Source organism: Streptosporangium becharense (genome assembly GCF_014204985.1).
Taxonomy (GTDB): domain Bacteria; phylum Actinomycetota; class Actinomycetes; order Streptosporangiales; family Streptosporangiaceae; genus Streptosporangium; species Streptosporangium becharense.
Genome location: NZ_JACHMP010000001.1, coordinates 5,200,002 through 5,224,051, shown reverse-complemented (window position 1 = coordinate 5,224,051; position 24,050 = coordinate 5,200,002). Strand labels below are relative to the sequence as shown.

At 69.9% G+C, this 24,050-nt stretch carries 18 protein-coding genes and 1 pseudogene; 5 read left to right on the top strand and 14 right to left on the bottom strand.

The features are described from left to right. Positions 1-172 precede the first annotated feature (172 nt). The 5 genes from F4562_RS22930 to F4562_RS22910 all read right to left on the bottom strand — a co-directional run bounded on the left by F4562_RS22930 (position 173) and on the right by F4562_RS22910 (position 7,279). Positions 173-949, bottom strand: coding sequence for an AMP-binding protein (locus tag F4562_RS22930; RefSeq protein ID WP_184541215.1), 777 nt, complete (start codon positions 947-949; stop codon positions 173-175). Between the two features lie 689 nt (positions 950-1,638). Next, complete coding sequence (locus tag F4562_RS22925; protein WP_184541216.1) at positions 1,639-4,113, bottom strand: tetratricopeptide repeat protein; 2,475 nt, start codon at positions 4,111-4,113, stop codon at positions 1,639-1,641. 398 nt (positions 4,114-4,511) lie between these two features. Then, positions 4,512-5,975, bottom strand: a complete 1,464-nt coding sequence (locus tag F4562_RS22920; RefSeq protein WP_184541217.1) for a peptidoglycan D,D-transpeptidase FtsI family protein — start codon at positions 5,973-5,975, stop codon at positions 4,512-4,514. Between the two features lie 165 nt (positions 5,976-6,140). Further along, entirely contained in the window at positions 6,141-6,545 is a 405-nt protein-coding gene (locus F4562_RS22915; protein ID WP_184541218.1) for a MerR family transcriptional regulator, read from the bottom strand. Positions 6,546-6,622: 77 nt separating this feature from the next. Continuing rightward, complete coding sequence (locus F4562_RS22910; protein ID WP_184541219.1) at positions 6,623-7,279, bottom strand: TetR/AcrR family transcriptional regulator; 657 nt, start codon at positions 7,277-7,279, stop codon at positions 6,623-6,625. Between the two features lie 79 nt (positions 7,280-7,358). Here F4562_RS22910 and F4562_RS22905 point away from each other — a divergent pair, with 79 nt between their 5' ends. Then, on the top strand, positions 7,359-8,675 hold the full coding sequence (locus F4562_RS22905; protein WP_246473517.1) for a GH1 family beta-glucosidase: 1,317 nt from the start codon (positions 7,359-7,361) through the stop codon (positions 8,673-8,675). 16 nt (positions 8,676-8,691) lie between these two features. On the opposite strand, the gene F4562_RS22900 is transcribed toward F4562_RS22905, so the two are convergent. Continuing rightward, complete coding sequence (locus F4562_RS22900; RefSeq protein WP_184541220.1) at positions 8,692-9,504, bottom strand: aldo/keto reductase; 813 nt, start codon at positions 9,502-9,504, stop codon at positions 8,692-8,694. A gap of 671 nt (positions 9,505-10,175) precedes the next feature. On the opposite strand from F4562_RS22900, the pseudogene erm reads away from it, so the two are divergent. Next, positions 10,176-10,916 (top strand): annotated as a pseudogene (gene erm, locus F4562_RS35945) (ErmE/ErmH/ErmO/ErmR family 23S rRNA (adenine(2058)-N(6))-methyltransferase); the annotation flags it as partial. Between the two features lie 334 nt (positions 10,917-11,250). Here erm and F4562_RS22890 read toward each other — a convergent pair. Both F4562_RS22890 and F4562_RS22885 read right to left on the bottom strand, forming a co-directional pair. Then, the gene (locus F4562_RS22890; protein ID WP_184541222.1) at positions 11,251-11,754 is read right to left on the bottom strand and encodes a hypothetical protein; all 504 of its coding nucleotides are present in this window, start codon (positions 11,752-11,754) and stop codon (positions 11,251-11,253) included. A 125-nt stretch (positions 11,755-11,879) separates the two neighbouring features. After that, the gene (locus F4562_RS22885; RefSeq protein WP_184541223.1) at positions 11,880-12,479 is read right to left on the bottom strand and encodes a GNAT family N-acetyltransferase; all 600 of its coding nucleotides are present in this window, start codon (positions 12,477-12,479) and stop codon (positions 11,880-11,882) included. A gap of 343 nt (positions 12,480-12,822) precedes the next feature. Here F4562_RS22885 and F4562_RS22880 point away from each other — a divergent pair, with 343 nt between their 5' ends. Beyond that, a complete protein-coding gene (locus F4562_RS22880; RefSeq protein WP_184541224.1) occupies positions 12,823-14,190 on the top strand; it encodes a leucine-rich repeat domain-containing protein in 1,368 nt (455 codons plus the stop codon). Positions 14,191-14,259: 69 nt separating this feature from the next. Here F4562_RS22880 and F4562_RS35940 read toward each other — a convergent pair whose 3' ends face one another. The 6 genes from F4562_RS35940 to F4562_RS22850 form a co-directional block, all read right to left on the bottom strand. Then, positions 14,260-15,300 carry a lytic transglycosylase domain-containing protein gene (locus F4562_RS35940; protein ID WP_184541225.1) on the bottom strand — a complete coding sequence of 347 codons (1,041 nt, stop codon included), beginning with the start codon at positions 15,298-15,300 and terminating at the stop codon, positions 14,260-14,262. 340 nt (positions 15,301-15,640) lie between these two features. Continuing rightward, positions 15,641-16,834, bottom strand: a complete 1,194-nt coding sequence (locus F4562_RS22870; RefSeq protein ID WP_184541226.1) for a cytochrome P450 — start codon at positions 16,832-16,834, stop codon at positions 15,641-15,643. A 568-nt stretch (positions 16,835-17,402) separates the two neighbouring features. After that, positions 17,403-17,612, bottom strand: a complete 210-nt coding sequence (locus tag F4562_RS22865; RefSeq protein ID WP_311733969.1) for a ferredoxin — start codon at positions 17,610-17,612, stop codon at positions 17,403-17,405. A gap of 134 nt (positions 17,613-17,746) precedes the next feature. Beyond that, positions 17,747-18,940 carry a cytochrome P450 gene (locus tag F4562_RS22860; RefSeq protein ID WP_184541227.1) on the bottom strand — a complete coding sequence of 398 codons (1,194 nt, stop codon included), beginning with the start codon at positions 18,938-18,940 and terminating at the stop codon, positions 17,747-17,749. A 623-nt stretch (positions 18,941-19,563) separates the two neighbouring features. Continuing rightward, positions 19,564-21,162 carry a YncE family protein gene (locus tag F4562_RS22855; protein ID WP_184541228.1) on the bottom strand — a complete coding sequence of 533 codons (1,599 nt, stop codon included), beginning with the start codon at positions 21,160-21,162 and terminating at the stop codon, positions 19,564-19,566. A gap of 600 nt (positions 21,163-21,762) precedes the next feature. Then, entirely contained in the window at positions 21,763-22,608 is an 846-nt protein-coding gene (locus tag F4562_RS22850; RefSeq protein ID WP_184541229.1) for a hypothetical protein, read from the bottom strand. A gap of 263 nt (positions 22,609-22,871) precedes the next feature. On the opposite strand from F4562_RS22850, the gene F4562_RS22845 reads away from it, so the two are divergent. Together F4562_RS22845 and F4562_RS22840 are read left to right on the top strand one after the other, a co-directional pair. Beyond that, positions 22,872-23,255, top strand: coding sequence for a nuclear transport factor 2 family protein (locus F4562_RS22845; RefSeq protein ID WP_184541230.1), 384 nt, complete (start codon positions 22,872-22,874; stop codon positions 23,253-23,255). A 305-nt stretch (positions 23,256-23,560) separates the two neighbouring features. After that, positions 23,561-24,016, top strand: a complete 456-nt coding sequence (locus tag F4562_RS22840; RefSeq protein ID WP_184541231.1) for a hypothetical protein — start codon at positions 23,561-23,563, stop codon at positions 24,014-24,016. Positions 24,017-24,050: the final 34 nt, after the last annotated feature.

Genomic DNA, 24,050 nt, shown 5'->3' with positions numbered 1-24,050 from the left:
GTGACCCCGTCACCGCGCGGTCGTGGTCCCATCACCACGGTCGTGGTCCCGTCACCGCGTAGCCGTGGGTCCTGCCACGGCGCGGTCGTGGTCCCATCACCACGGTCGTGGTCCCGTAGCCGTGCCATCCTCGTCACCCGGCCGCGGCGCCCCGTGGCGGGCGGGGGGACGGCTACAGGCGCTGGACGGCTCCGTCCGGCAGGGCCACGACGGTCACACCGAAGTCGCGGATGGTCGCCGACAGCTCGGTGGGTGAGGGATCGGAGGCGGAGACGACCATGGAACCGCGCATCAACGCCAGCCCGACGAGGGTCGTCACGGCCAGGCTGCGTCCCAGCGGCCAGGTCACCAGCAGGACGTCGGACCTCCCCAGCTCGGCGGTCCGGTCGAGCTCGTGCATCCGGGCGAGCAGGTCCTGGTGGGTGAGCACGCTCCCGTCCTCGGTCAGCAGGGCGGGCTGGACCGTCGGGTCGAGGAAGGGCAGCGGGACGGGTTCGAGCAGCAGCAGGTCGGCGAAGTCGACGGTGTCGCGGGCCGGGCCGAGCGCGATCACCTGTCGCACCCGGGAGTCTTCCACCGCCCGCAGCGACGCCTCCGCCAGGCGGGGGGTGGTGATGAGCAACCGGGCGTCCCACTCCTTGAGCAGGTCGGTCATCTCGTCGCTGCCGGAGGTGATCGGCGCCGCCACCCCACCGGCCGCGATGACGGTGTGCACGGCCAGCGTCTGCGGCGCGGCGCCGTCGACGTGGATACCCGCCACCTGCCGCCGTCTGGCGCCCCGTCTGACCAGGCCCGAGGCTCCCCGCATCACCTCGCCCGCCAGCCGGCGGTAACCGTACGCCACTCCGGCACCGAGGTCGATCAGAGCGGGCCGGTCACCTCGCCCGTGCGCGCAACCGAACACAGCCTCGGTGAGCGTGCAACTGGTGGACGGGGAGATCTGTCTCATTCCGCCGAGGCTACGGCCGGCCCATCGGGCCCGGCATCGTCAGATGTATGTAGACGACTATGTATTCGGCGCGTTCGATTCGGAGACCGGCCCGCCGTACCCGGACCGGCCCACGACGGATCGCGGGCTCGGGCGTGTGACCGCCCGCACGACCGGGACGGAGGCTGACCGGGCAGGCGGCCCGGGTGAGGGGGAGGACCAGCCAGGCCGGGGGGTGGAGCAGGACTGAGGAAGCGGGGCCGCGTCACGGATCGGCTTGTCCGGTTCCGTGTCCCCCGGGCGAGGAGGGTGCCCGGGGGACGGCCGCGAGGGGGAGCCCCGGGCGGCGGCGGCCCGGGGTGGGAGGGGTGGGGCGGCGGAGGGGCGGGCCCGGGCCCTGCGCGACCCGAGCCCGCTGCCGCGTGACCCCGGTCCCAGTCCCCACCCCTCCGAGGAGACTCTGACCGTCGAGAGGGCCACACGACGTCCGCGAGGTGCTCGACCGTGACGCCTGGGATGGTGTGGGCCTGCCATACCGGGCCGGCCGGGTGGCCGGGACGGTGCGGAAGGCAGGACGTCATCGGTCGAACACCGGGAAAACGTACGGCGCGGGGCCCGCCCCGCACATCCGCCGGACTGAGTATCCCGAGGTGTATCTGGCCGATCGCCCATGTGTAGCCGCGGTATGTAGACGTCCCCCGCGGAAGGGCTCAGGCGCGGTTGCGTTCGATGACCCAGGTGGCGACCTGGGTACGGGAGGAGAACCCGAGCTTGGCCAGGATGTTGGCGACGTGCCGGGCGGCGGTGGCCGGGCTGATGACCAGCTCGTCGGCGATGGCCTTGTTGCTCATGCCCCGGGCGACCAGCTGGGCGATCTCCCACTCCCGGCAGGTGAGCGTGGTCGTCGGGGCGACGGCCGGGTGCCCGCCGGGCAACACGGGCGGTTCACACGACTCGCCCGACTGGAGCGCGTATCGGACCGCCTGTTCCCGGGACATCTCCTGACCGTGTGCCCACAACTGGGCGACCAGCGCGTCGCCCAGCCGCATGCGAGCGGGCTGGAGCAGCTCCTCCATCCGGGCGCCGAACCCCGGCGGCAGCACGGCGCCGCCCATCGCGCTGCGGATCGCGGTGGCGGCACCGGCCAGGCGAACCGCCCGGCGATCGTCCTCCTCGGCGAGCGCGAGCTGGGCGAGCGTCTCGATCCGCCGGGCCACTCCGAGACGCTGACCGGTGCCGAGGCAGAGCCGCAGGCTCTCGACGAGCCTGGCGCGCGCGGTGACGAGGTCTCCCTGGGCCAGCGCGATCCGGCCGAGCCCGGACAGGCAGGTGATGGCCTGCCAGTGGGCGGTGATGTCCTGGAGCATGTCGAGAGCGCGCTCGTAGTGGGTGCGGGCCTCCGCCAGGTCCCCGCGGAGCCAGGCGACCTGGGCCAGACCGATCAGCGCGACCGGCGCGGCCCAGTGGTTGTCGAGCTCGTGCGCGATGGCGAGCGCGGCCTCGAAGGAGCGCTGGGACTCCTTGGCCCTGCCCTCCGACAGCGCGAAGGTGCCCTCCATGGAGCGGATCACCGTCTCGTGCCACGGGTCGTCGACCGTGTGCACGGCCTCCAGCGCCTGGTCGAGCAGGGACCTGGCCCGCTCGGGACGGCGCTGGTAGATCGCCACCCAGGCCAGGACGGCCAGTGCCCCGCTGAGCGGACCGTTCAGGCCTGCCTCGCGGCACAGTTCGACCGCGGTCGTGCAGGCTGCCCGCGCGCTGTCGGGGTCACCCTGCCCGAAGGCCACCTGACCGCGCAGCGCGAGCGCGTCGGCGCGCACCGACGGGGTCAGCTCGTCGGGGGCCGCGGTGAGCAGCCGGTCGAGCCACTCGTCCGCCGGGGTGAACCTGCCCCCGGCGATGATCGGCCAGCGCAGCAGGACGAGCAGACGCAGCGCGCTCTCCACCTCGCCCACCTCGGCCGAGAAGCGCACCGCCGCCCATACGTTGGCCTGCAGCTCGTCCAGCATGACCAGCATGGGGCGGATCTCGGTCCAGGCCGGACGGGGCCGGCGGACGATCGTCCGGTGGATCCGGGCGGCGACCTCGATCATGTGGTCACGGTGCCGTAGCCGGAACCCGGGCTCCTCGCCAGAGGCGGCGAGCTGCTCGGCGGCGTACTCACGGATCGTCTCCAGCATGCGGTAACGCGTCTGTCCGGCCACCTCCGCGTCGGCCAGGACGAGGGACTTGTCGACCAGGTCGCAGAGCACCCCCAGCACGTCCTCGGCCCGCAACGCGTCACCCGGACAGACCTGCTCGGCCATGTCGAGCGTCCACCCGCCGGTGAACACCGCGAGCCTGCGCAGCAGAACGCGCTCGGGCTCGTCGAGCTGCTGGTAACTCCAGTCGACGGTCGCCCTGAGCGTACGCTGCCTGGCCGGGGCGGTCCGGTCACCGGCGGACAGCAGCCGGAACCGGTCGCGGATGCGGGCGTTGATCTGCTCCACGGTCAGTACCCGGCACAGCGCCGCGGCCAGCTCGATGGCGAGGGGCATCCCGTCGAGCGCCTCGCAGAGGTCGGCGATGTCGGTGGCGTTCTGGTCGGTGACGGCGAACCCCCGCGAGGCGGCGCGGGCCCGGTCGACGAAGAGCCGCACCGCCTCGCTGGCGGTCAGGTCGTGGCCGCCGCCCCGGGGCAGGGTGAGCGGGGGCACCCGCCACACGGTCTCGCCCGCCACCCGCAGCGGCTCCCGGCTGGTGGTGAGCACGCGCACCTGCGGGCAGACGGTGAGCACGGCCCGGCAGAACCTCGCGGACTCCTCGATGAGGGACTCGCAGTTGTCGATGACCAGCAGGAGCCGCCGGTCGCCGAGCACGCCGAGCAGCGTTTCGGTCAGCGCGCGCGACGGCTCGGCCTTTACCCCGAGCACGGCGGCCACCCGGGGCTCGACCGGGTCACCCCGGACCGCGTCGGCCAGCTCGACCAGCCAGACCCCGCCGGGGAACTCCCGGGCCACCCTGGCCGCCACCCGGACCGCCAGTCTGCTCTTGCCGATCCCGCCCGCGCCGCACAGCGTCACCAGCCTGGCGACGGCCAGCAGATCGGTGAGCTCTTCCACGTCGGCCTCGCGGCCCACGAACTCGTTGGGCTCCAGGGGCAGGTTGCCCCCCGTGCGGGGGTCGTGCGCGATGTCCTGGGTCATGGGCTCTTATGGAGGTCGCGGGTACAACCGTCACGCAAAGTTTGGCATCGATTACCGGGCCGCGCCCAGCCTTAGTTCTTTTCGGACGCGTGGATTACCGTGTCCGGCCTGCCTTGTCCCGTTTTCCCGGCCCGTTCGGCCCTACCGTCTTGTTCCGTTCTGTTGCCCTTTCCGGATTCTCCCGGCACCCCCGGGATTCCGTCCCCCGGTGCCGTCCCCACGTGAGTCCCTGTGTCCCGTCTCCGCGTGGGTCCCTGTGCGCCGTCTCCGCGTGAGTCCCTGTGCGTGGCGGCGGGCGTGCTGGGCGTGCTCCACCCGATTCTGCTGCCGCTGCCACTGCCGTGGTCCGTGCCCGGCCCGGCGTGCGGATCGTGCCCGGCCCGGCGTGCGGATCGCGTTCACTCGGCGTGGCGGTCCAGTACGGCGCGGAAGACGGCGCGTGCGACGGGCGCCGCCACCCGGCCGCCGAACCCGCCGCCCTCGATCAGGACCCCCACCGCGACCCGTGGCGCGGCGACGGGTGCGAAGCCGGTGAAGACCGCGTGGTCCCGCCCGGAGGCGGTGTTCTCCGCGGTGCCGGTCTTCGCCGCCACCGTGACACCCGGCACGGCCGCGGCGGTGCCGGTGCCTCCCGGCCCGGTGACCGCGGTCATCATCTCGACGAGCCGGTCGGCCTCGGCCGGACGCAGCGCCTGGCGGTACGGCGCCGACTCGGTCTCGTCGATCACAGTGCCGTCGGGAAGGCGGACGTCCTCGACCAGGTAGGGACGCATCAGCGTGCCGTGGTTGGCGACCGCCGCCGCCATCATCGCGATCATGAGAGGGGTGGCCCGGGTGTCGAACTGTCCCAACGCCGACATCGCGGTCTGTGCCCGGTCCATCCCGGTCGGGTAGATACTCCTGGCCACCGGCATGGGAACGTCGAGGTCGGCGTCGAAGCCGAACCTCTCCGCCTGCTCGCGCAGCGCGTCCTGGCCGAGGTCGATTCCGATCTGCGCGAACGGGGTGTTGCAGGAGAGCTTGAACGCCGACAGCAGCGAGGGGGTGCCGTCACCGCAGGCGGCGCCGCCGGCGTTGCGCAGGTGGGTGGCCGTACCCGGCAGGCGGAGCACGGCCGGCGCGCTGACGGGCGTGTCGATCCCGTACCGGCCGGAGCCGAGCGCCGCACCACCGGTTACGATCTTGAAGGTGGATCCGGGCGGGTAGTTCCGCTGGATCGCCCGGTTCAGCAGCGGGTCACGGGGATCCGCCTGGAGCCGCTTGTCCACCCGGTCGAGTCTGGCCCCGTCGAAGGTCGCGTACAGGTTCGGGTCGTAGGACGGGTAGGACACCATGGCCAGGATCGCGCCGGTGCCGGGTTCTATCGCGACCACGGCACCGGGCAGGCCGACGGCGCGCAGCCCTTCGTAGGCGGCGCGCTGGGCGGCCCGGTCGATGGTGAGCCTGAGCGTGGCGCCGCCCCGGGTGCCGTCCACCAGCCCGCGCACCTTGACCCTGGGCTCACTGCCGGAGAGCACGGCGTCCTCGGCGCGCTCGATGCCGGCGGTGCCGTACATGGAGAAATGACCGGTGACGGCCGCGTAGAGCGGCCCGGTGGGGTAGACCCGGCGATACCTGAACGCGTTGTCGCCGGACCTGATACTGGTCGCGACGACCGTGCCGTCGTGGAGCAGGATGTCGCCCCGGGGGCTCCCGAAACGGGCGATCATCGTCCGCCGGTTGCGCGGATCCTCCTCGAACTGCTCCGTGCCCAGCGCCTGGAGGTAGGTCACATTGGCGAGCAGCGCGAACAGCATTCCGCCGCACATGATGGCGACATGCCGCAGTGGAATGTTGATACGCTGCGCGCGCGGTGCGATCATGGCCCCTCCCCCCGGCCCCGATACCGGTTTAACAGCCGGACCGAAAAGGGCACATCGCTCAGGGGCAAAACCGCCGTACGCTTCTTACCGCACGCTTTCCCACGCCTCGGGCAGGCGCCTTCCCCGCGCCTTCACGCGCCTCGGGCCGCACGGCCCCGTGCGCTTTCACGCGCCTCGGGCCGCGGGCCTCCCGCACTCCGTGCGGTGCTGGTCGACCGTCGAGCGATAATGATCGATCTTGTTGCGGATCGCCCGCTGCCGCTCCAGGAGGTTGTCGACCTGCCCCCGTACCCGCAGGTCGTGGGCTTCGAGCAACGCGATCCGGTCGCGGACGGTGTGGTCCCCCGCCCGGGTCAGCTCCGCGAAGCGGAGCATCTCGGCGATCGGCATGCCGGTGTCGCGCAGGCAGCGGAGCATGCCGAGCCAGCCCACGTCCTCCTGGGTGAAGCGGCGCTGACCCGCCGAGTTGCGGCCGACGCGCTCCAGCAGCCCGATGCGCTCGTAGTAGCGAAGCGTGTCGATGCTGAAGCCGGTCTCCTCCACCACCTGTCCCGGTGTGTACACACTCACGCCAGGCAGGATCGCACCTGGAGCGCGCTCCAGGTCAAGCCCGTCCTCATCCGCCGAGCTCACCGGATCCACCGGGGTCACCCCCGCGGCAGGTGCGCGGACAGGTAGCGGCGCACCAGGTGCTTGCACTCGGCGATCAGCTCGGGGTCGCCGTCGGGGGCGGCGCGGAAGGCGAGCTTGAGCACCGCGTCGGCGGCCTCGACGGAGACGATCAGCGCCCGGTCCAGTTCGGGGTCCTGCGAGGTGCCGAGCAACTCGGCGATGACGAGACGCAGCCGGTCGGCCACCACCGCGTTGTTCTCCAGCGCGGCGTCGAGCATCCGCTCGGTCCCCCTGATCGCGGGCCCGCCCGGCGTGAGGAGCACCTCCCCGAAGTCGACCACCCCGAACCCCGGCGTGGTCCGCTTCATCGCGACGAACTCGTCGATCGTGAGGTCGACCATCTCCGTCCAGTCGGTCAGCCGCGTCTCGGAGAGCCTGGCCGTGATCCGGGAGAGGAACGCCTCCAGGTTGCGTGTCGCCAGTGCCCGTACCAGGCCCTGCTTGTCGGGGAAGAACTGGTAGAAGGTGCCGATGGGCACCTCGGCGCGGCGAGCGACCTCCTTGGTGGTCAGCGCCTCGTAGCCGACTTCGTCCAGCAGCCGCGCGCACTCGTCCAGCATCCGCCCGACCCGCTCCAGGCTGCGGCGCTGTGCGGGACGTCGGCGCAGCGTTACCCCCGAGACGTTTGTCATCACTCCATCATCCCTCACCCCGGCCACCGGCACCTCCCTGCCCGACCCGCCCGGACGCTAACATGAGTCATACTCACGCATGAGGGAGACCAGCATGTTCCTGTGGGGTACGGCCACCGCGTCCTACCAGATCGAGGGTGCCGCCGGCGAGGACGGGCGCGGCACGTCCATCTGGGACACCTTCGCCCACGAGCCCGGCCGGGTGCGCGACGGCGACACAGGGGACGTGGCCTGCGACCACTACCACCGCTGGCCGGAGGACGTCGCGCTGATGGCCGGGCTCGGCGTGAACTCCTACCGCTTCTCCATCGCCTGGCCGCGCGTCCAGCCCGCCGGGAAGGGCCCGGTCAACCGGGCCGGCCTCGACTTCTACGACCGGCTGACGGACACGCTGCACGAGCGGGGCATCGTCCCCGTGGCCACGCTGTTCCACTGGGACCTTCCCCAGCCGCTGGAGGACGAGGGCGGCTGGCTGAACCGCGACACCGCCCACCGCTTCGCCGAGTACGCCGCCGCCGTGGCCGACCGGCTCGCCGACCGGATCCCCCTGTGGATCACCTTGAACGAGCCCTTCGTCCACATGGTCTACGGCTACGCCCTGGGCATCCACGCCCCCGGCAGGACCATGGTCCTGGACGCGCTGCCGGCCGCCCACCACCAGCTCCTCGGGCACGGCCTCGCCGTAGGGGAACTGCGGGCTCGGGGTGCGGAGAAGGTGATGATCACCAACAACTGCACCCCCGTCTGGCCCGCGTCCGCCGACCCCGCCGACCTCGCCGCCGCCGACGCCTACGACACCCTGCACAACCGCCTGTTCAACGACCCCGTGCTGCTCGGCGCCTACCCCGACCTGTCGGCGTACGGGGTCGGCGTCGACTGCGTCCGCGACGGGGACATGGAACTGATCGGCGCCCGCCTCGACGGCCTCGGGATCAACTACTACAACCCCACCCGCATCGCCGCACCCAGCGGGGACGGTCTTCCCTTCGAGGACGCCGGTATCACCGGCTACCCCACCACCGCCTTCGGCTGGCCCGTCGTACCGGACGGCCTGCGCGAGCTCCTCGTGGGCCTCAAGGAGCGTTACGGCGACACCCTGCCACCGGTCTACGTCACCGAGAACGGCTGTTCCCAGCCCGACGAGCCCGGCGCCGACGGGACGGTCGACGACCAGGCCAGGATCGCCTTCCTCGACGGCCACATCGAAGCCGTCGAGCGGGCACGGGCCGAGGGCGTGGACGTGCGGGGCTACTACGTCTGGTCCCTGCTGGACAACTTCGAGTGGGCCGAGGGCTACAGCCAGCGCTTCGGCCTCGTGCACGTCGACTTCACCACCGGGAAGCGCACCCCGAAGGAGTCGTACCACTGGCTGCGCCGGCGCATCTCGGGGAACTGACCCGGCGGCTGAGGTCTCAGCCGTTGAAGGTGTCCGGGTGAGGCCCGGTACGGGTACCCGTGTCGAGGGCGGCGACAGCCTTGAGGTCGTCCTCGGTGAGGGAGAAGTCGAAGACGTCGAGGTTCTCCCTGATCCGGGACGGGGTGGCCGACTTGGGGATCACGACGTTCCCCAGATCGAGGTGCCAGCGCAGCACGACCTGCGCCGGGGTCTTGCCGTACCGCTCGGCGAGGGAGACGAGCACCGGGTCGTCGAGCACGTCTCCCTTGGCCAGCGGGCTCCACGCCTCGGTGACGATGCCGTGCCGGGCGTGGAACTCCCGCAGCTCGGCCTGCTGGAGGTTGGGGTGGAGCTCGATCTGGTTGACCGCCGGGACGACGCCGCCCTCCTCGATGAGGCGCGTCAGGTGGGCGGGCTGGAAGTTCGACACGCCGATGGCGCGGACGCGGCCGTCGGCGAGGAGCTTCTCCAGCGCCTTCCAGGTGTCGGCGTACAGATCCCTGCCCGGCGCGGGCCAGTGGATGAGGTAGAGGTCGAGCCGCTCCAGGCCCAGCTTCTCCATGCTCTCGTCGAACGCGGCGAGGGTGGAGTCGTATCCCTGGTCGCTGTTCCACACCTTGGTGGTGACGAACACCTCCTCACGCGGCAGACCTGAGGCGGCCAGCGCCTGGCCCACCTCCCGCTCGTTGCCGTAGATCTTGGCGGTGTCGATGCTGCGGTATCCGGCCTCCAGCGCGGTGGTCACCACCTGGACGGTCTCCTCCGGCGGCACCTGGAACACGCCGAAGCCGAGCTGCGGGATGGACACCCCGTTGTTCAAAGTCGTCATCTGTGGTCATCTCCTGGGACGGCCGCCGACAGCGCGTACGCCACCGGCGACCCATTAAATACCGGCGTATGCCTTATTTATGGACGTCCGTTATTTGAGCATGTGGTGGGGAAGCGCCAAGGACGGCACGCTCCACCGGAGGTCCGCAGGACCACGGCGCCGGTGCTCCCCGGTCGTCTCCCTGCCCGCTTCCCCCGGCCGTACTCCGGAAGACGGACGTCGGCTTCGACGTGGAAAACTCGTTGCGCCGCGACGAGACGGTCCGTACCGTCCGGTTTCATGAGTGCTTTCTTCGCAGCGACGACCTTCGGCTATGTGATCCGTCCCCGCAGCCGCCAGGCTCTGGCCGCCTAGGGACGCATCACCCTCCTCCACCCCGATGCGTCGCCGACGCGGGCGCCCAGGGCCTCCGAGACCTCTTTCACCTCGGACCCGAAAGGGCGACGGCTGTGGCGCATTCCTTCGCGCACGAAAACCATTCGCACACCCGCGAACCGGCCGCGAACCGGAACGGTCGCGGTGACCGCGACCCGGACTGTGCACGGGACCGGGACCGGGCCCCTGACCACGATCGGGGCCGGGGCCGGGCCCGCGACCGGGCCCGCGACCACGGTCAGGACCGAGACCGGGACCGGGCCCGTAACCGGGGTCAGGACCGCGACCGGGCCCGGCGGACTCTCTCGCAGAACTTCCTCACCGATCCACAGGTCGCCCACCGGGTGGCCGCGGCGGCGGGGACACACGAGCTGGTCCTGGAACCGGGTGCGGGAGAGGGCATCCTCACCCGTGCCCTCGCCGAGCTCGGCACCCGGGTGGTGGCCTACGAGATCGATCCGCGGTACGCGGGCAGGCTGGCCGCGCGCACACGCGGCGACGACCGGATCAAGGTGATCACGGGCGACTTCCTGGCCGCGCGAGTTCCGCGTGAACCGTTCGCGGTCGCCGGGAACATCCCGTACTCGGTCACCTCCGGGATCGTCGGCTGGTGCCTGCGTGCCCGGGGGCTCACCTCGGCGACGCTGGTCACCCAGCTGGAGTACGCGCGCAAGCGCTCCGGTGACTTCGGCCGCTGGAGCAGGCTGACCGTGCTGAGCTGGCCCGGTTATTCGTGGGAGCTGGCCGGTCGTGTCGGCCGGGAGAGCTTCCGGCCGGTACCGTCGGTCGACTCGGCGATCCTGCGGATCGTGTCACGGCCCGCCCCGCTGCTGCCCGGCAGGCGGCTCGCGGCCTGGCGCGAATTCGTCGAGTACGGCTTCCTCGGCCTCGGCGGCTCGTTGCACGCCTCGCTGCGCCTGCGCTACCCGGCCCGCCGGGTCGACGCCGCGTTCGCCGCGACCGGGCTGGACCGCGACACGGTGGTGGCGTTCGTCCACCCCGACCGGTGGCTCACGCTCTTCGAGCGGCTCCACTGAGGCGATGTCCGGGGCCCCGGTGACCGGTGTCCGGTGTCCGGGGCCCTGGGAGCGTCAGGCCCACTCGGCCGCCGGGGCTCCGGCGACCGGTCGGCGTCCCGGCGACCGGTCGGCGTCCCGGACACCGCCCTCAGGTCAGCCGGTCGGACCACAGGCACCGCCCTCAGGTCAGCCGGTCGGACCACAGGCACCGCCCTCAGGTCAGCCGGTCGGACCACAGGCACCGCCCTTGGGTCAGCCGGTCGGACCACAGGCACCGCCCTTGGGTCAGCCGGTCGGACCACAGGCACCGCCCTCAGGTCAGCCGGTCATGAGCCGAGGCACCGCCCGCGGATCAGTTCGCGAGGTCCTCGTCCCTGACGCTCTTGACCCGGCAGTGCGAGAGCGTGTCCCGCTTCGGCTGGTAGACGCAGATCTTGAGGTCGATCTTCTTGACCTGGCCCCTGGTCTCGAACAGGAAACCCTTGTACCCGGAGGAGGCGCAGGACCAGCGGACCGGCGACCAGGACGGCCCGCCCTTCTGGTAGTGGAACCTGGCACGGACCCAGGCGCAGTGACCGGGGTGACGGTCGCGGTCGTAGATCCTGCCGTACGCGGTGAAGTCACTCTCGTTGAAACCGGTGACCCACAGATGCGCCTTGGCATACCCGGAATGCCCGGAACCGGTCCTGACGGTGCCCAGGTCATAGTCACTCCGAGCCGCCGGGCTCGCCGCACTCGCCGGGCTCGCCGCACTCGCCGGGCTCGCCGCACTTGCGGCGTTCGCCGTAACCGCCGCGGCGGGCAGCGTCAGTACGAGTGCCGTGGTCAGCAACGCTCCTTGGGCGGTCCTGCGCATCGTCTGTCCCCTTCGCCGATCCGGTGAGTCACTGCCAGTAAAGAAGAGACCGCTTGGAAGCTTCTTGTGAACCGCTGCCGTGACCCGTCCCCCGCACCCGTGACCCGGTACGTCTGGTCACGCTTCTATCGACGCTTCGGGGGCCGGAGCATGCACCAAGTGCGCGGGCCGCCGTCCGGAAGCTCCACCTCGGCCGTCACCTCGAAGCCGTGCCGAGCGTAGAAGTCCACGTTCCGCCGGTCGGAGGTCTCCAGGTACGCCGGGTGACCGCCACGGTCGGCCTCCTCCAGCCCCGGCCGCAGCACGGCGGAGCCCAGCCCGAGCCCCTGCCGTTCCCGGCGCACGCCGATGGAGGCGAGGACCCGGCACGGCTCGGCCGGGCGGTGACCGGCGAGGATCTCCTCGGCGGACATGGCCGCCGAGATGCGGTCGCCGTACAGTTCGGCCAGTTCCGGGGCGGTGAACACCTCGGGCGGCACCACCGTGTCCGGTCGCGTCCAGATCGCCACGGCCGAGACGTCGTCGGTCACCCAGACCTCACCGTAGGGCAGGCCGACCCTCTCGGTGAAGAACGTCTGCAGGGCACGGAGCCGCCCCAAGTGATCGTCTTCGGCGACCGTCCACCGGGTCCAGGCGTAGTCGGCGAAGGCGTCGGTTAGCGTGTCGGCGATCGCGGGCAGGTCGGCGACGACAGCCGAACGGACAGATGGTGCAAGATCTGACATAAGTCGTGACGTTACTGAGCACCCAGTGGCACTACAAACCATTTCCGAGGGTTGTGGCGTCCCCCGAACCCCGAAGCGATCGGCCTGGACGCCGAACCCCGAAGCGGTCGGCCCCCGGACGCCGAACCCCGGAGCGGCCCAGGGCTCGCCGACGAACTCCGGACCGGCTGCGCGACGGCTGTGGTGAGGCGGCTCCCATCGACGACAGGACCCACGACCCGGCGCCCCAGTGATCTGCAAGCCGGTCCGCAGCGCGGGCGTCTAACCTTGCCGTCGCCTCCCGCGTCCGAAGCGGCACGACGAGGCCGAAGCCGATCACGCGACGACGAGGGGAAAGACCTCCATGGGATCCGGAGACGGCCAGAGGGTCGCCGAGGCGCGCATCGACAGGTGCCTGCGGGACGGATCGACCACGCTCGACCTGTCCTCGCTCGACCTGAGGGAGGTACCCGCCTCGCTCGGCGATCTCACCCACCTGCTCAGGCTCGACCTGCGGGAAAACTGCCTGAGCGACGTCCCCGGCTCGTTGCGGGGCCTCACCGCCCTCACCGAACTCGACCTGAGCGAGAACTTCCTGGAGACCGTGTCCGACACCCTGGGAGACCTCGTCAGCCTCAGCGTGCTCGACCTGAGTGAGAACGGTCTGCGCGAGGTGCCCGGCTCGCTGGGGAACCTCACCGGCCTCACCGACCTCGACCTGAGCCAGAACTACCTCAGCGCCGTGCCCGCCCCGCTGAGGAACCTCACCGCTCTCACCAGACTCAACCTGTCCTTGCTCGGCGCGCAGGCACCCGACTTCTTCCCCGTGCTCGAACTGACGACGTTGCCCGAATGGCTGGGCGACCTCACCGGCCTCACCGAACTGAACCTGTGGTTCAACCGGCTGACGCACCTCCCCGAGACACTGGGGAACCTCACCGGCCTCAAGAAGCTCGTCCTGTCTCAGAACCGGCTGACCGCCCTGCCCGAATCGTTCGGCGACCTCACCGCGCTCACCGAACTCCACCTGGGCGGCAACCGGCTGACCGCTCTGCCCGAATCGTTCGGTGACCTCACCGCGCTCACCGAACTCGACCTGTGCTTCAACCAGCTCACCACCCTTCCCGAGACGCTGGGGAACCTCACCGCGCTCACGAGACTCAGCCTGAACGGAAACCAGCTCGCCGCCCTGCCCGACTCCTTCGGCAATCTCACCGCACTCACCGAACTCGGTCTGGGTGAAAACCGACTGACCGTCCTGCCTGACTCACTCGGCAACCTCACCGGCCTCACCACGTTCACCGCGTACGAGAACCGGCTCACCACCGTCCCGGAATGGCTGGGGAATCTCACCGGTCTCACGCTGCTGAATCTGGACCGCAACCAGCTGACCACCCTGCCCGGAACGCTGGGCGACCTCACCGGCCTCACCATGCTCTGCCTGGCACGGAACCGGCTGACCGCCCTGCCTGAGACACTGGGCGGCCTCACCGCGCTCACCGAGCTCGACCTGTCGGGGAACCGGCTCGCCACGCTGCCGGAAACGCTGGGCGACCTCACCGCGCTCACCGAACTCAGCCTGGAGGACAACCGGCTGACCACCCTGCCCGAAGCGCTCGGGGATCTTCCCGCCCTCACCTGGATCGGCCTGCGCGGCAACCCGTTGACCGTCCTGCCCGAACGGCTGAGGAGGTTCAACCCGCCCACCGAGCCCGACTCCGACGGCCACTGACCGGCCGTTCCGGCTCTCCGCTTACCGGGTGCGCCGCCCGACGTCCCGCTTACCGCCTGCCGGAGGCGGTCAGGCCGGGTCGCGGGGCGAGGGGCCGGTGAGGCGGCGCTCGCCGCGGGTGGTGACCACGTACACCTGCCAGTTGTAGTAGGCGTAGTAGCTGTCGATCTCCCGCTTGATCCGGCGCGCGTGCAGCAGCACCGCGTCGACGTACGCCCATGAGTGGTTGTAGGCGTACAGCGCACGCCGGTAGTCGCGCGGCGCCCCCGACGCACGCAGGTAGTTGGCCGCGGCGAGCAGGGCGTCCCGGGTGTCGTGGACGTCACCGCCCATCCCGTACGCCGCCCACGTGCCCGGCATGAACTGCATGGGCCCCTTGGCACCGGTGTGGCTGGGTGAGCGCACACGGCCGAACTTGGTCTCGACGAACATCACCGCCGCCAGCACCTCCCACTCGACGCCGAAGCGGCGCTCGGCGTGCCGGAAGTGGCGCAGCAGAGCGTCGGCGGGCTCGGGCTCCTCGACGCGGAACTTCGCCGGCTTGCTGACGGGGTGAACCAGGGACAGCAGCTTCCGGATGGCCGTCACGTCGTCCTTCGCCGGCCCGGCCAGCGCCTTCGGCAGCCTGGTGTAGACGCGGGAGGCTGTCTGCGGGTTCCGGGCGAGATAGCGGTAGATGCGCTGCTGGTGCAGGGCCAGCAGCACCACCGGCTCCGGGGGCTGCCCGGTGGCGGCGTCCCCGTCGCCCGTCCAGTCTCCGATGGCGCTTCGCAGCCGCTCGGCGGTGTCGCTCAGGGAGCGGGCCAGTCCGGCGGGATCCTTGGGGATCACCGCGTTGGGGGCGGGCAGGGCCGGGGGCCGGGGAGCGGGTTCGAGCGTGGGCGGCGTCATCGGCGGTGTCGCCGACCCTGCCGGAGCGGGCTGGGCCGAAGTGGACTGGGCCGGAGCCGGCCGGGTCGGTGTCTGACCGGTGGCGGCCGTGGAGGCGACGCCCTGCGAGCCGGCGCACCCGGAGAGCGCGACGGTCAGGCCGACGAGCGACGCGACCAGCGACCCTCCGCGCGACCGGCCGGTGCGCGCGACCGGCGACCCGCCATCCGGGGCGTCCACCGGCACAACCGGCTCCCGCGCGGCCGACTCCCGCCCAACCGACTCCGGCGCGGTCGATTCCGGCGCGGCCGGCTCCCGCACAGCCCGTTCCCGCGCGGCCGGCTTCCGCCCAACCGACTCCGGCGCGGCCGACTCCCGCACAACCGACTCCAGCGCGGCCGGCTTCCGTGCGGCCGTCATCCACCTGCTCGGCTGGTGGCCGCGACCTGCCCGTACGTCCTCTGCGTGCCGATCCCTCATCCGCCCCAACGTACCCGAGCGGTGACCACCCGGGCCGTTTTCCCGAGGCGACGCGGCGAGAGATCGGCTCGCGGTACCGGGGCGAAACCCGACCGACCGGTCACCAGGCCAGCGGCAGGCGCTCCACCCCCTGAACGGGGGCGTTGGTCCGGAACGGGATCTCCTCCAGCGGAACCGCGGTACGCAGACCGGGGAAGCGCCGCAGCAGCGCCGGGAAGGCGATGCGCATCTCCAGGCGGGCCAGTTGCTGGCCCAGGCACTGGTGCGGGCCGAAGCCGAAGCCCACGTGTGGGCTGGGCCTGCGGGTGACGTCGAACCGGCCGGGATCCGCGGTCAGCGCCTCGTCACGGTTGGCCGAGGGCAGAGCGCAGACCACCACCTCGCCGGCCTTGACCTCCTGCCCGCCCACGACCGTGTCCACCACGGCCCGCCGGGGCAGGGAGGCGTGCGCCACGGTCAGGTAGCGCATCAACTCCTCCACCGCGGAGCCGGCCACCTCGGGGTCGTCGCGCACCAGGGCGGCCTGCTCGGGGTGCTGCAGGAGCAACAGGGCGCCCAGCCCCAGCATGCTGGCCGATGTCTCGTGCCCTCCCACGAGCATCGTGGCGCCGATCCCGCCCAGTTCCTCGTCGGACAGCTCGTCCCCGTGCTCGCGCACCAGCCTGCCCAGCACGTTGTCCCCGGGAGCGGTGCGGTTCCGCCGGACCAACCCGGTGATGTAGCCGTGCATCTCGATCTGGGCGGCGAGCTGTTCCTGGAGGGGGAGAGAATAATCGATCAACGTGTTGGTCTGGCGCTGGAAGTCGGCGCGGTCGTCGTAGGGCACGCCGAGCAGTTCGCAGATCACCAGCGAGGGAACCGGAAGCGCGAACGACTGGATGAGATCGGTGGGTGGTCCGCTGCGCTCCATGTCGTCGAGGCAGCCCTCGATGATCTCCTCGATGCGGGGCCGCATCTCCTGGACGCGCTTGAGGGTGAAGTCGCCGCTGAGGAAGCGCCGCAGCCGGGTGTGCTCCGGCGGGTCGTAGAAGTTCGGGTTGCCCACGAGGTAGTCCGGCCGTGCGACATCCGGGTTCAGGATGTTGCTGAAACGGTCGCTGTCCCCCATCACCTCCCGGACGTCGGCGTACCGGGTGACCAGCCAGACCGGCATCTCACCCGCCAACAGCAGCGGCATGTCGACGCGGACGACGGGCTCCTCCGCACGCAGCCGGGCGAACTCCGCGGCGGGGCCGAACGGGCACTTCCCGTCACCCCTTCGCAGCGGCAGCGGGACGGGCGGTGTCTCGGTCATGGAAACCTCCAGGTGGGCACAGCGCGAATCAAACGAGACCGCATGCTTTTCCGACCCCACCCTTCGGCTCGGCGGATCCCGAAAAGCCGTTCACCTGTTGGTCGAATTCTTCTCGACCATGGTTTACGAAGGCCTTTCCGAACTGATTGACCCGAGCGTCCGGGGAGGAACAGGGAAATCATGACAACGACCCTTGAAAGTCACTTGGACTCGCTTGTAGTCACTCGTTTTCTCTCACCCGGTCCGGCGCGTCGTCCGGCAGAGGAACACATCGGCGACCGACGGGTTCGCCGGACCCGGCACGCGACGTGCCCAAGACGGGTACGTGGCACACCCAGGGCGGGTACGCGCCATGCCCGGGGCGGGTACGCGCCATGCCCGGGGCGGGTACGCGGCGCACCTGGGGTGGGTACGGCGTACCGGGTGCCGTGCGCGACGCGCGGGTGTGCTCGGGGACGACGCGTGGAGCGTCAGATACGACGTACCGGACGTCGGGTATGTCGTACCCGACGTCCGGTACGTCGTACCCGACGTCCGGTATGACGCGCGGGACGCCCCAGACCCCCGTTCACTCCGCCGTCTCCTCCAGATGGATCGCGGCGACCGGGCACATCACGACGGCCTCGAGCACGACGTCACGCCGCTCGTCCGAGGGTGTCCCGTCGAGCACCACCACGACACCGTCCTCGCCCCGCTGGTCGAACACCCCTGGCGCGGCCACGACGCACTGGCCGCCGCCGACGCATCTGGCCTCGTCGGCGACGATCCTCAGAGCCACGAGGTCCTTCTCTCACGTGTCGGGGTTGATCAGATCTTCGTGCACCGCGGCCGATCTTCCCGTACGCGACCGATCAGTCTTCCCGTACGCGAACGATCAGGTCTTCCCCTACCGGGACGGCCGGTTCGCGTCGGTCACCAGGCCAGCGGCAGGCGCTCCACCCCGTGGACGGGGAGGTTACGGCGGAACGGGATCTCCTCCAGCGGCACCGCCGACCGCAGGCCGGGGAAGCGCCGCAGCAACGCCGGGAAGGCGATGCGCATCTCCAGGCGGGCCAGTTGCTGGCCCAGGCACTGGTGCGGGCCGAAGCCGAAGCCCACCTGCGGCGTGGGCCTGCGGGTGACGTCGAACCGGTCGGGGTCCGGGGTCAGCGCCTCGTCGCGGTTGGCCGACTGCAGAGCACAGACCAGGACCTCACCGGCCTTGACCGCCTGCCCGCCCACGACCGTGTCCACCACGGCCCGCCGGGGCAGGGAGGCGCTGGCGACGCTGAGGTAGCGCATCAGCTCCTCCACGGCGGAGCCGGCCACCTCGGGGTCGTCGCGCACCAGGGCGGCCTGCTCGGGGTGCTGCAGGAGCAGCAGGGTGCCCAGCGCGAGCATGTGGGTCGAGGTCTCGTGCCCTCCCACGAGCAGGGTGGCGCCGATCCCGCCCAGCTCCTGGTCGGACAGCTCGTCACCGTGCTCGCGCACCACCCTGCCCAGCACGTTGTCCCCGGGAGCGGTGCGGTTCCGTGCGGCCAGCTCCATGATGTAGCCGTGCATCTCCGCCTGGGCGGCGAGCTGTTCCTGGAGGGGCCGGGAGTAGTCGAGCAGGGTGGCGGTGCGGCGCTGGAAGTCGGCGCGGTCGTCGTAGGGCACGCCGAGCAGCTCGCAGATCACCAGCGAGGGAACCGGAAGCGCGAACGACTGGACGAGGTCGGCCGGCGGCCCGCTGCGCTCCATGTCGTCGAGGCAGCCCTCGATGATCTCCTCGATGCGGGGCCGCATCTCCTGGACGCGCTTGAGGGTGAACTCACCACCGAGGAAGCGCCGCAGCCGGGTGTGCTCCGGCGGGTCGTAGAAGTTCGGGTTGCCGACGACGTAGTCCGGAAGGGCGACATCCGGGTTCAGGATGTTGCTGAAACGGTCGCTGTCCCCCATCACCTCCCGGACGTCGGCGTACCGGGTGACCAGCCAGACCGGCATCTCACCCGCCAGCGGCAACGGCGCGTCGACCCGGACGACGGGCTCCTCCGCACGCAGCCGGGCGAACTCCGCGGCGGGGCCGAACGGGCACTTCCCGTCACCTCTCCGGATCGACAGCGGAACGAGCTGCGTCTCACTCACAGGAATCTCCAAACGGATGTGGACCACCGGGCAGAACCGCGCGCCTTCCGCCCCGCCCCTCGGCTCTGGGGCACGCCGCTCAAGCCGTCTTCCGGCAGCCGCGATCTCCCAGGCCGGAGCGCGGAACGCTTCACGGGACCGTTCCGTCCGACCGGCGGGAAGGCACGAGACACATCATGACGACGGCTCTTCGGATTTACTTGTGGTCACTGTGGCCGCTTGTGAACGCGCGCTCCTCGGCTGCTCAGCCATGAGCGGCACGGGCAGCACCGAGGCCGCCGACGAGATCACCGCAGGTCGGAGAGCCGACCGCTCAGAACATCGAGATCTGATCTGTCATGGCGGCCGACCCGCGGTGGTTGTCCGGCAGTTCTGCCGCCTCGCGCTCACGACGTTCACCGGTTCTCGGCGTTCTACACCTCCTCTCGTGCTCGGGTGCCCTGGCCTCATGGCTCCGGGTGATCTTCGAAGTCACCCGGAGCCTCCCGGAGCCGCTGTCGGCATCCGCGTCAGCAGGATCACTTGACGGGACCCGTGCGGGAGAGGCTCGCGCCTGTCGCCGACGCGCCGCTTGTCGCTCACGCTGAACGTGGCGACGTTCCGGCCCCCGCGAGATTCCCGGGCTATTCGTGAACCGTGACCCTGTGGGCGATCCCCGCTGAGCTGAGCACGCCGTTGCCGGGCCACCTGACGAGGTATGTGTACTGGCCGCTCTCGGTGGGTTCGTCGACGAAGGTGAACGACCCGTCACCGGCGGCGGACACCATCGGAAGCACGGTTTCATCGGTGCCACTCCCAGTGGAGACAGTGCGCACCACCGCGAGAACGGCATTCGGCGGGGGAGCATGGCCGGCGATGCTCAGTGCACCACTGAACTGGAGTTGTCCGCCGACGGTCCCCGACGCAGGCCCGGACAGGGTGAGCGACGACTTGCGCCTGTTCACGATGACGGTCGCCGAGGCAGCGCTCCATCGAGAGTCCGGTCCGCCGTCCCAGACCACCCTGTATACGAATGTCTCGCCCACGGGTGGGGTGTCGGTGACAGTGAACGTACCGTCCGCCGCGGTTGTCACGCCGGCGAGCGTCGTCAGGCGGGGGTTGGTGCCGTGCAGAAGCCTGCGGGTCACCGTAAGCGGCTGCGCACCCGGAGCCGACCCGTTGGCCGGCACGAGTTTGCCGGTCATGGTGAACGGTTCGAGGACAGTCGTCGAGGTCGGAGCCGTCAGGGTCATCGTGGACGGCGGAAGGGTGACGCCGTGCAGTCGCCACAGATGGAACCGCCCGGTGGAGAACTGCTTCAGCACGCCGAAAACGTCGGTACCCGAGAGGACGAGGCTCCCTGGAACCAGGTCACCGGCCAGGCTGTTGTTCGTGTAGGTCTTCGCCGCCGTAGCCGTCTCGTACAACACGACACTCGTCCCTCCGCCCCGCCCGCCCGCGATGTGGACACCGTCCGAGCTGATCGCGACAGCGCGGGAAAAGTCGTCTGCCGTGTTCACACCGTAAGAACGGACCCTGGTCAGGCTCGTGGTGTCCCAGCCGTCGTACTGAGAACCGCCGAACACCGGGATGGCCATCGAGCCGTCCGGCGTGATGGCGAGGTCGTCCAGGAAGCTGTGGTTGTGCGTATGACCGTCGATTTCGCCACGCGGGACGGCGGGGGTGACGCTCACGTCATACACCATCAGGTCGGCCGAACTGATATCCGTTTCACCGATCACCAGTGTGCCTCCAGCGGCGGCGACCAACGGGGCGCTGTGCGTGCTGGCGCTGCCCGCGACCGGTTCCGGCGTCGGTGCCGTCGCCGACAGGTCGAGGCTGAGGACACCGCCGTTCAGCATGAAGCGGCAGCCGTATCCGACCCACAGTCGGTCACCGGACAACGACAGGTTGGATGGGCACGGATACGCGGCCACGTCGATCCGCCGGACGATGGTGAGGGCGGCGGTGTCGATCTCCGCCACCTCGTTCGAACCGCTCAGCGCCGCGTACAGGCGGGTGCCGTTCGGCGTCACAGCAAGGCCCACCGCGCCGGACACGCCGGTGATGGCGCCTTTGGGAGTGCCCTGGGCATCCGCGACGACGATCCGGTCGTCCGCGGCGACGAAGACCTTGCCACCACCTACGGCCACATCACCGGCACTCGTGACGCCCTCGAGGTACGTCGTGGAGTCGGCAGCCGAGGCCACGGGCGCCAGAGTGACGAGAAGGCCGGCCGCCATGACCAGCGTGCTACCGAGTGCAACCAGCCGGCGCGCCAACCGGGCGACCGGGGGCCCGGCGGCGCAAAGGCGTTCGGAGGGTGATGGGCACATACGTACTCCGCTTGAGAGGGGGACGAGAGAGAGTCAAAAGCCCCCTGATCAAGCCAGAGAAAAGCATATCCAGTCAAGATCGACGATCGGTGACCGAAAAGAACGCCGAGCCGGCGTCCCGCACACCAAAAGCGCCTTCCACCTGGGAGAACGATGCACAGACGGAGAGTCGCCAAAAATTTCTACATATCACCATCGGTTATCTCCGCAGCTGACACAGGCACACTCGACACCGAAACGTTACAGAATTGCCGACGCGATTATGGGCCGCCGCGGCCATGGGGGCGAATCAAAGGAACGGCTGCGGTATTCACGCTCGACAATATTGGTCATGCCCCGGGCATCACCGTCCTTGCGATCCCGCAAGACGGGATCCTGCACGGGGTCCGTAAGTCGGCCTGCCTTTCCGAAGCAGAGATACTGCGACGAACGGGGCCGGATGAAAGCAGTTTTCCATCGAAGGCGCTCCCGTCCGATCACGGTCATGGGAAAGTCGTTCTGATCGACTCACACCTCCGCGTCGTTCCTCGGGGCCGTGAGGGTCCGGCCTGCGGAAATCGCGTCCCGCAGGTTTTCCGCCAGAGTGATTCCGAGCGCATCCACGTTTTCGGTGAGGTTCCGGAGACCCTGGGCATCGTCGGTTCGGGCCAGAAGGTCACGATACCTGTCGTTGCTTTTCAACAGCTCATGAGCCTGAAGCGCCGCACCGGCCTTCTGAACACGGCGGGCGTACTCCTCATGTTCGAGAACCTGATCGGTGACCGCCGCCGTCGAACGACTCAGGGCTTCCTGTTGGGGAGCGAGGACCACTGCCAGTTCGGGTGTCATCACCTCGCTCATCGCCTCGACCTGTTCCGCCCGCAGTGCCTCCTGAGCACGAAGAAGACGGGCGATGTCCCAGAGTCTTTCCGGAAGGACGACATCGTTGACCATGTAGTCGAGCAACCCCAGACGGTTCACCCTGGACGCGGACACACTTTTGATCGCCTGCCGCGCACGACGGACCAGATCCGAGGTGTCGTCGTCCAGATCCGCCGGAAGTACGTAGCAGTCTCCGTAGCGAGATCGCAGTTGTTCGGCGAGGCCGGGACGCCCGGCGTTGACGAAGAAACCGCCGGCGACAATCGCCAGGAAGGACGCAGACGCCGAAAAGGGCGAGTTGAGCTTGATGGCCATGCCGGCCATGAACAATCCGGCCACTCCCGTAACGGCTCCACCGACGGTGTAGAAACGTCTTCTCCGCGCGGAGGGCTCGGAGGAGGCGTACAGAAGGAAGGGCATGACGACGATTTTCCGCCGATATGGTTCCGGAACAGCCGGGTCTACGATCGGTTCATCGAGCCGATCATTCATGTACGGCTCACTCCTCGGCGGGCGGCAGACATGTCGAGCCCGACATAGGATCAACCGGCACAAAGGGCGACTGCAGATCGCCTCCTGTCTCACACCATCCGAACGGCCACCGCGCCGAGCCCGGCCACGACGCCGCGCCACAGGTTCGGAGATCTTCGGTGAGCCTCGCGACGATGGGACACCCACCTCGGCGATAGTTGCGCGTCGCCCTTCGCCCCGTATCGTCCCCACCAGTGATCCCGGCTGTGTGAGGAAGGATCGGCGTGACCGACGATGTGGTGCGACGCGTTTTCCAGTCAGTCGATTCGTTCGACCCCGGCGAGTTCGTGCGGTTGCTGGCCGAGGACGCCACGCTGGTGTTCGGCAATGCCGAGCCCATGGCGGGACGTGAGGCCATCGCCGCCGGGTTGCGGGCGTTCTTCTCCACCATCGCCGGCCTGCGGCACCGGATCGTCAGGAGCTGGCAGGTGGACGCCGACATCATCGCCGAGACCGAGGTGACCTACCGGCGGCTCGACGGCAGGGACGCCGGCGTCGTAGCCGTATCGATCTGGCGCACCCGCGACGACGGCCTGATCACGGACTACCGCATATTCGTCGACCTCGCCCCCGTCTACACGGTCCAGGGCTCCAGCGAGGGCGTCTGACCCGGACCCCTTTGAGGGGTCATCCCGCGCCTGCCGAGATCGGCCACCATGTCGCTCGGAGGTGAGCGGGCCGGCCCGCAGAGCCGTCAAAGCCCAGGATCGAAAGCCCGCCATCATCTGATCCGTAGCCAGTTCGAGATCGTCCACGGGCGTCCACAGATGTCAGAAAGACCCGCTCACAGACGCCTCACGCTTGATCGCTTTCTATGGATGTCCACTCGCGCAGGGACGGTGTCAGCACTTCCGTTAGCACGATCACGTGCAGTGCAACGGCTCTGTCGTACCTGATCGCTACTCTTCCGCGCATGGCAGCCCCCGAGGTCATCCCCATCAGCTACGAACCCGACTACCACACCGACACCATCGGCCACTGGGAGGGCGGACAGTTCCTCGGCTCCGTCGTCGCCGCCTTCCCGGAGGGTTACACGCACACCGACGACTGGCGGGCACACAAACGCTGGTACGCCGTCCTGCACACCTTCGACGCCGCCGGTCACCACTCCGGCTCCCGCATCGAGCGCACCGGGGCCGACGACAACTACCGGGCTGCCGTCGACGCGGCGCAGGAGCGGCTGAAGCAGTGGCTCAACGCACTTCCCGGCCCCCGCTACGGCGACATCGCCATCCGGCCCTTCCGCCACGAGGTCGACGGTGTGCTGTTCGGCCTCGTCATCGAGGCCTTCGAGGGCGACGAACACGCCGAACTCTGCCCGGACGACCTCGGCTTCTACGAACCCTGGGACGGCTCCTACGACACCTGACCGCCTGATCCGCGGAGTCTTGCCGTAGTCGGCG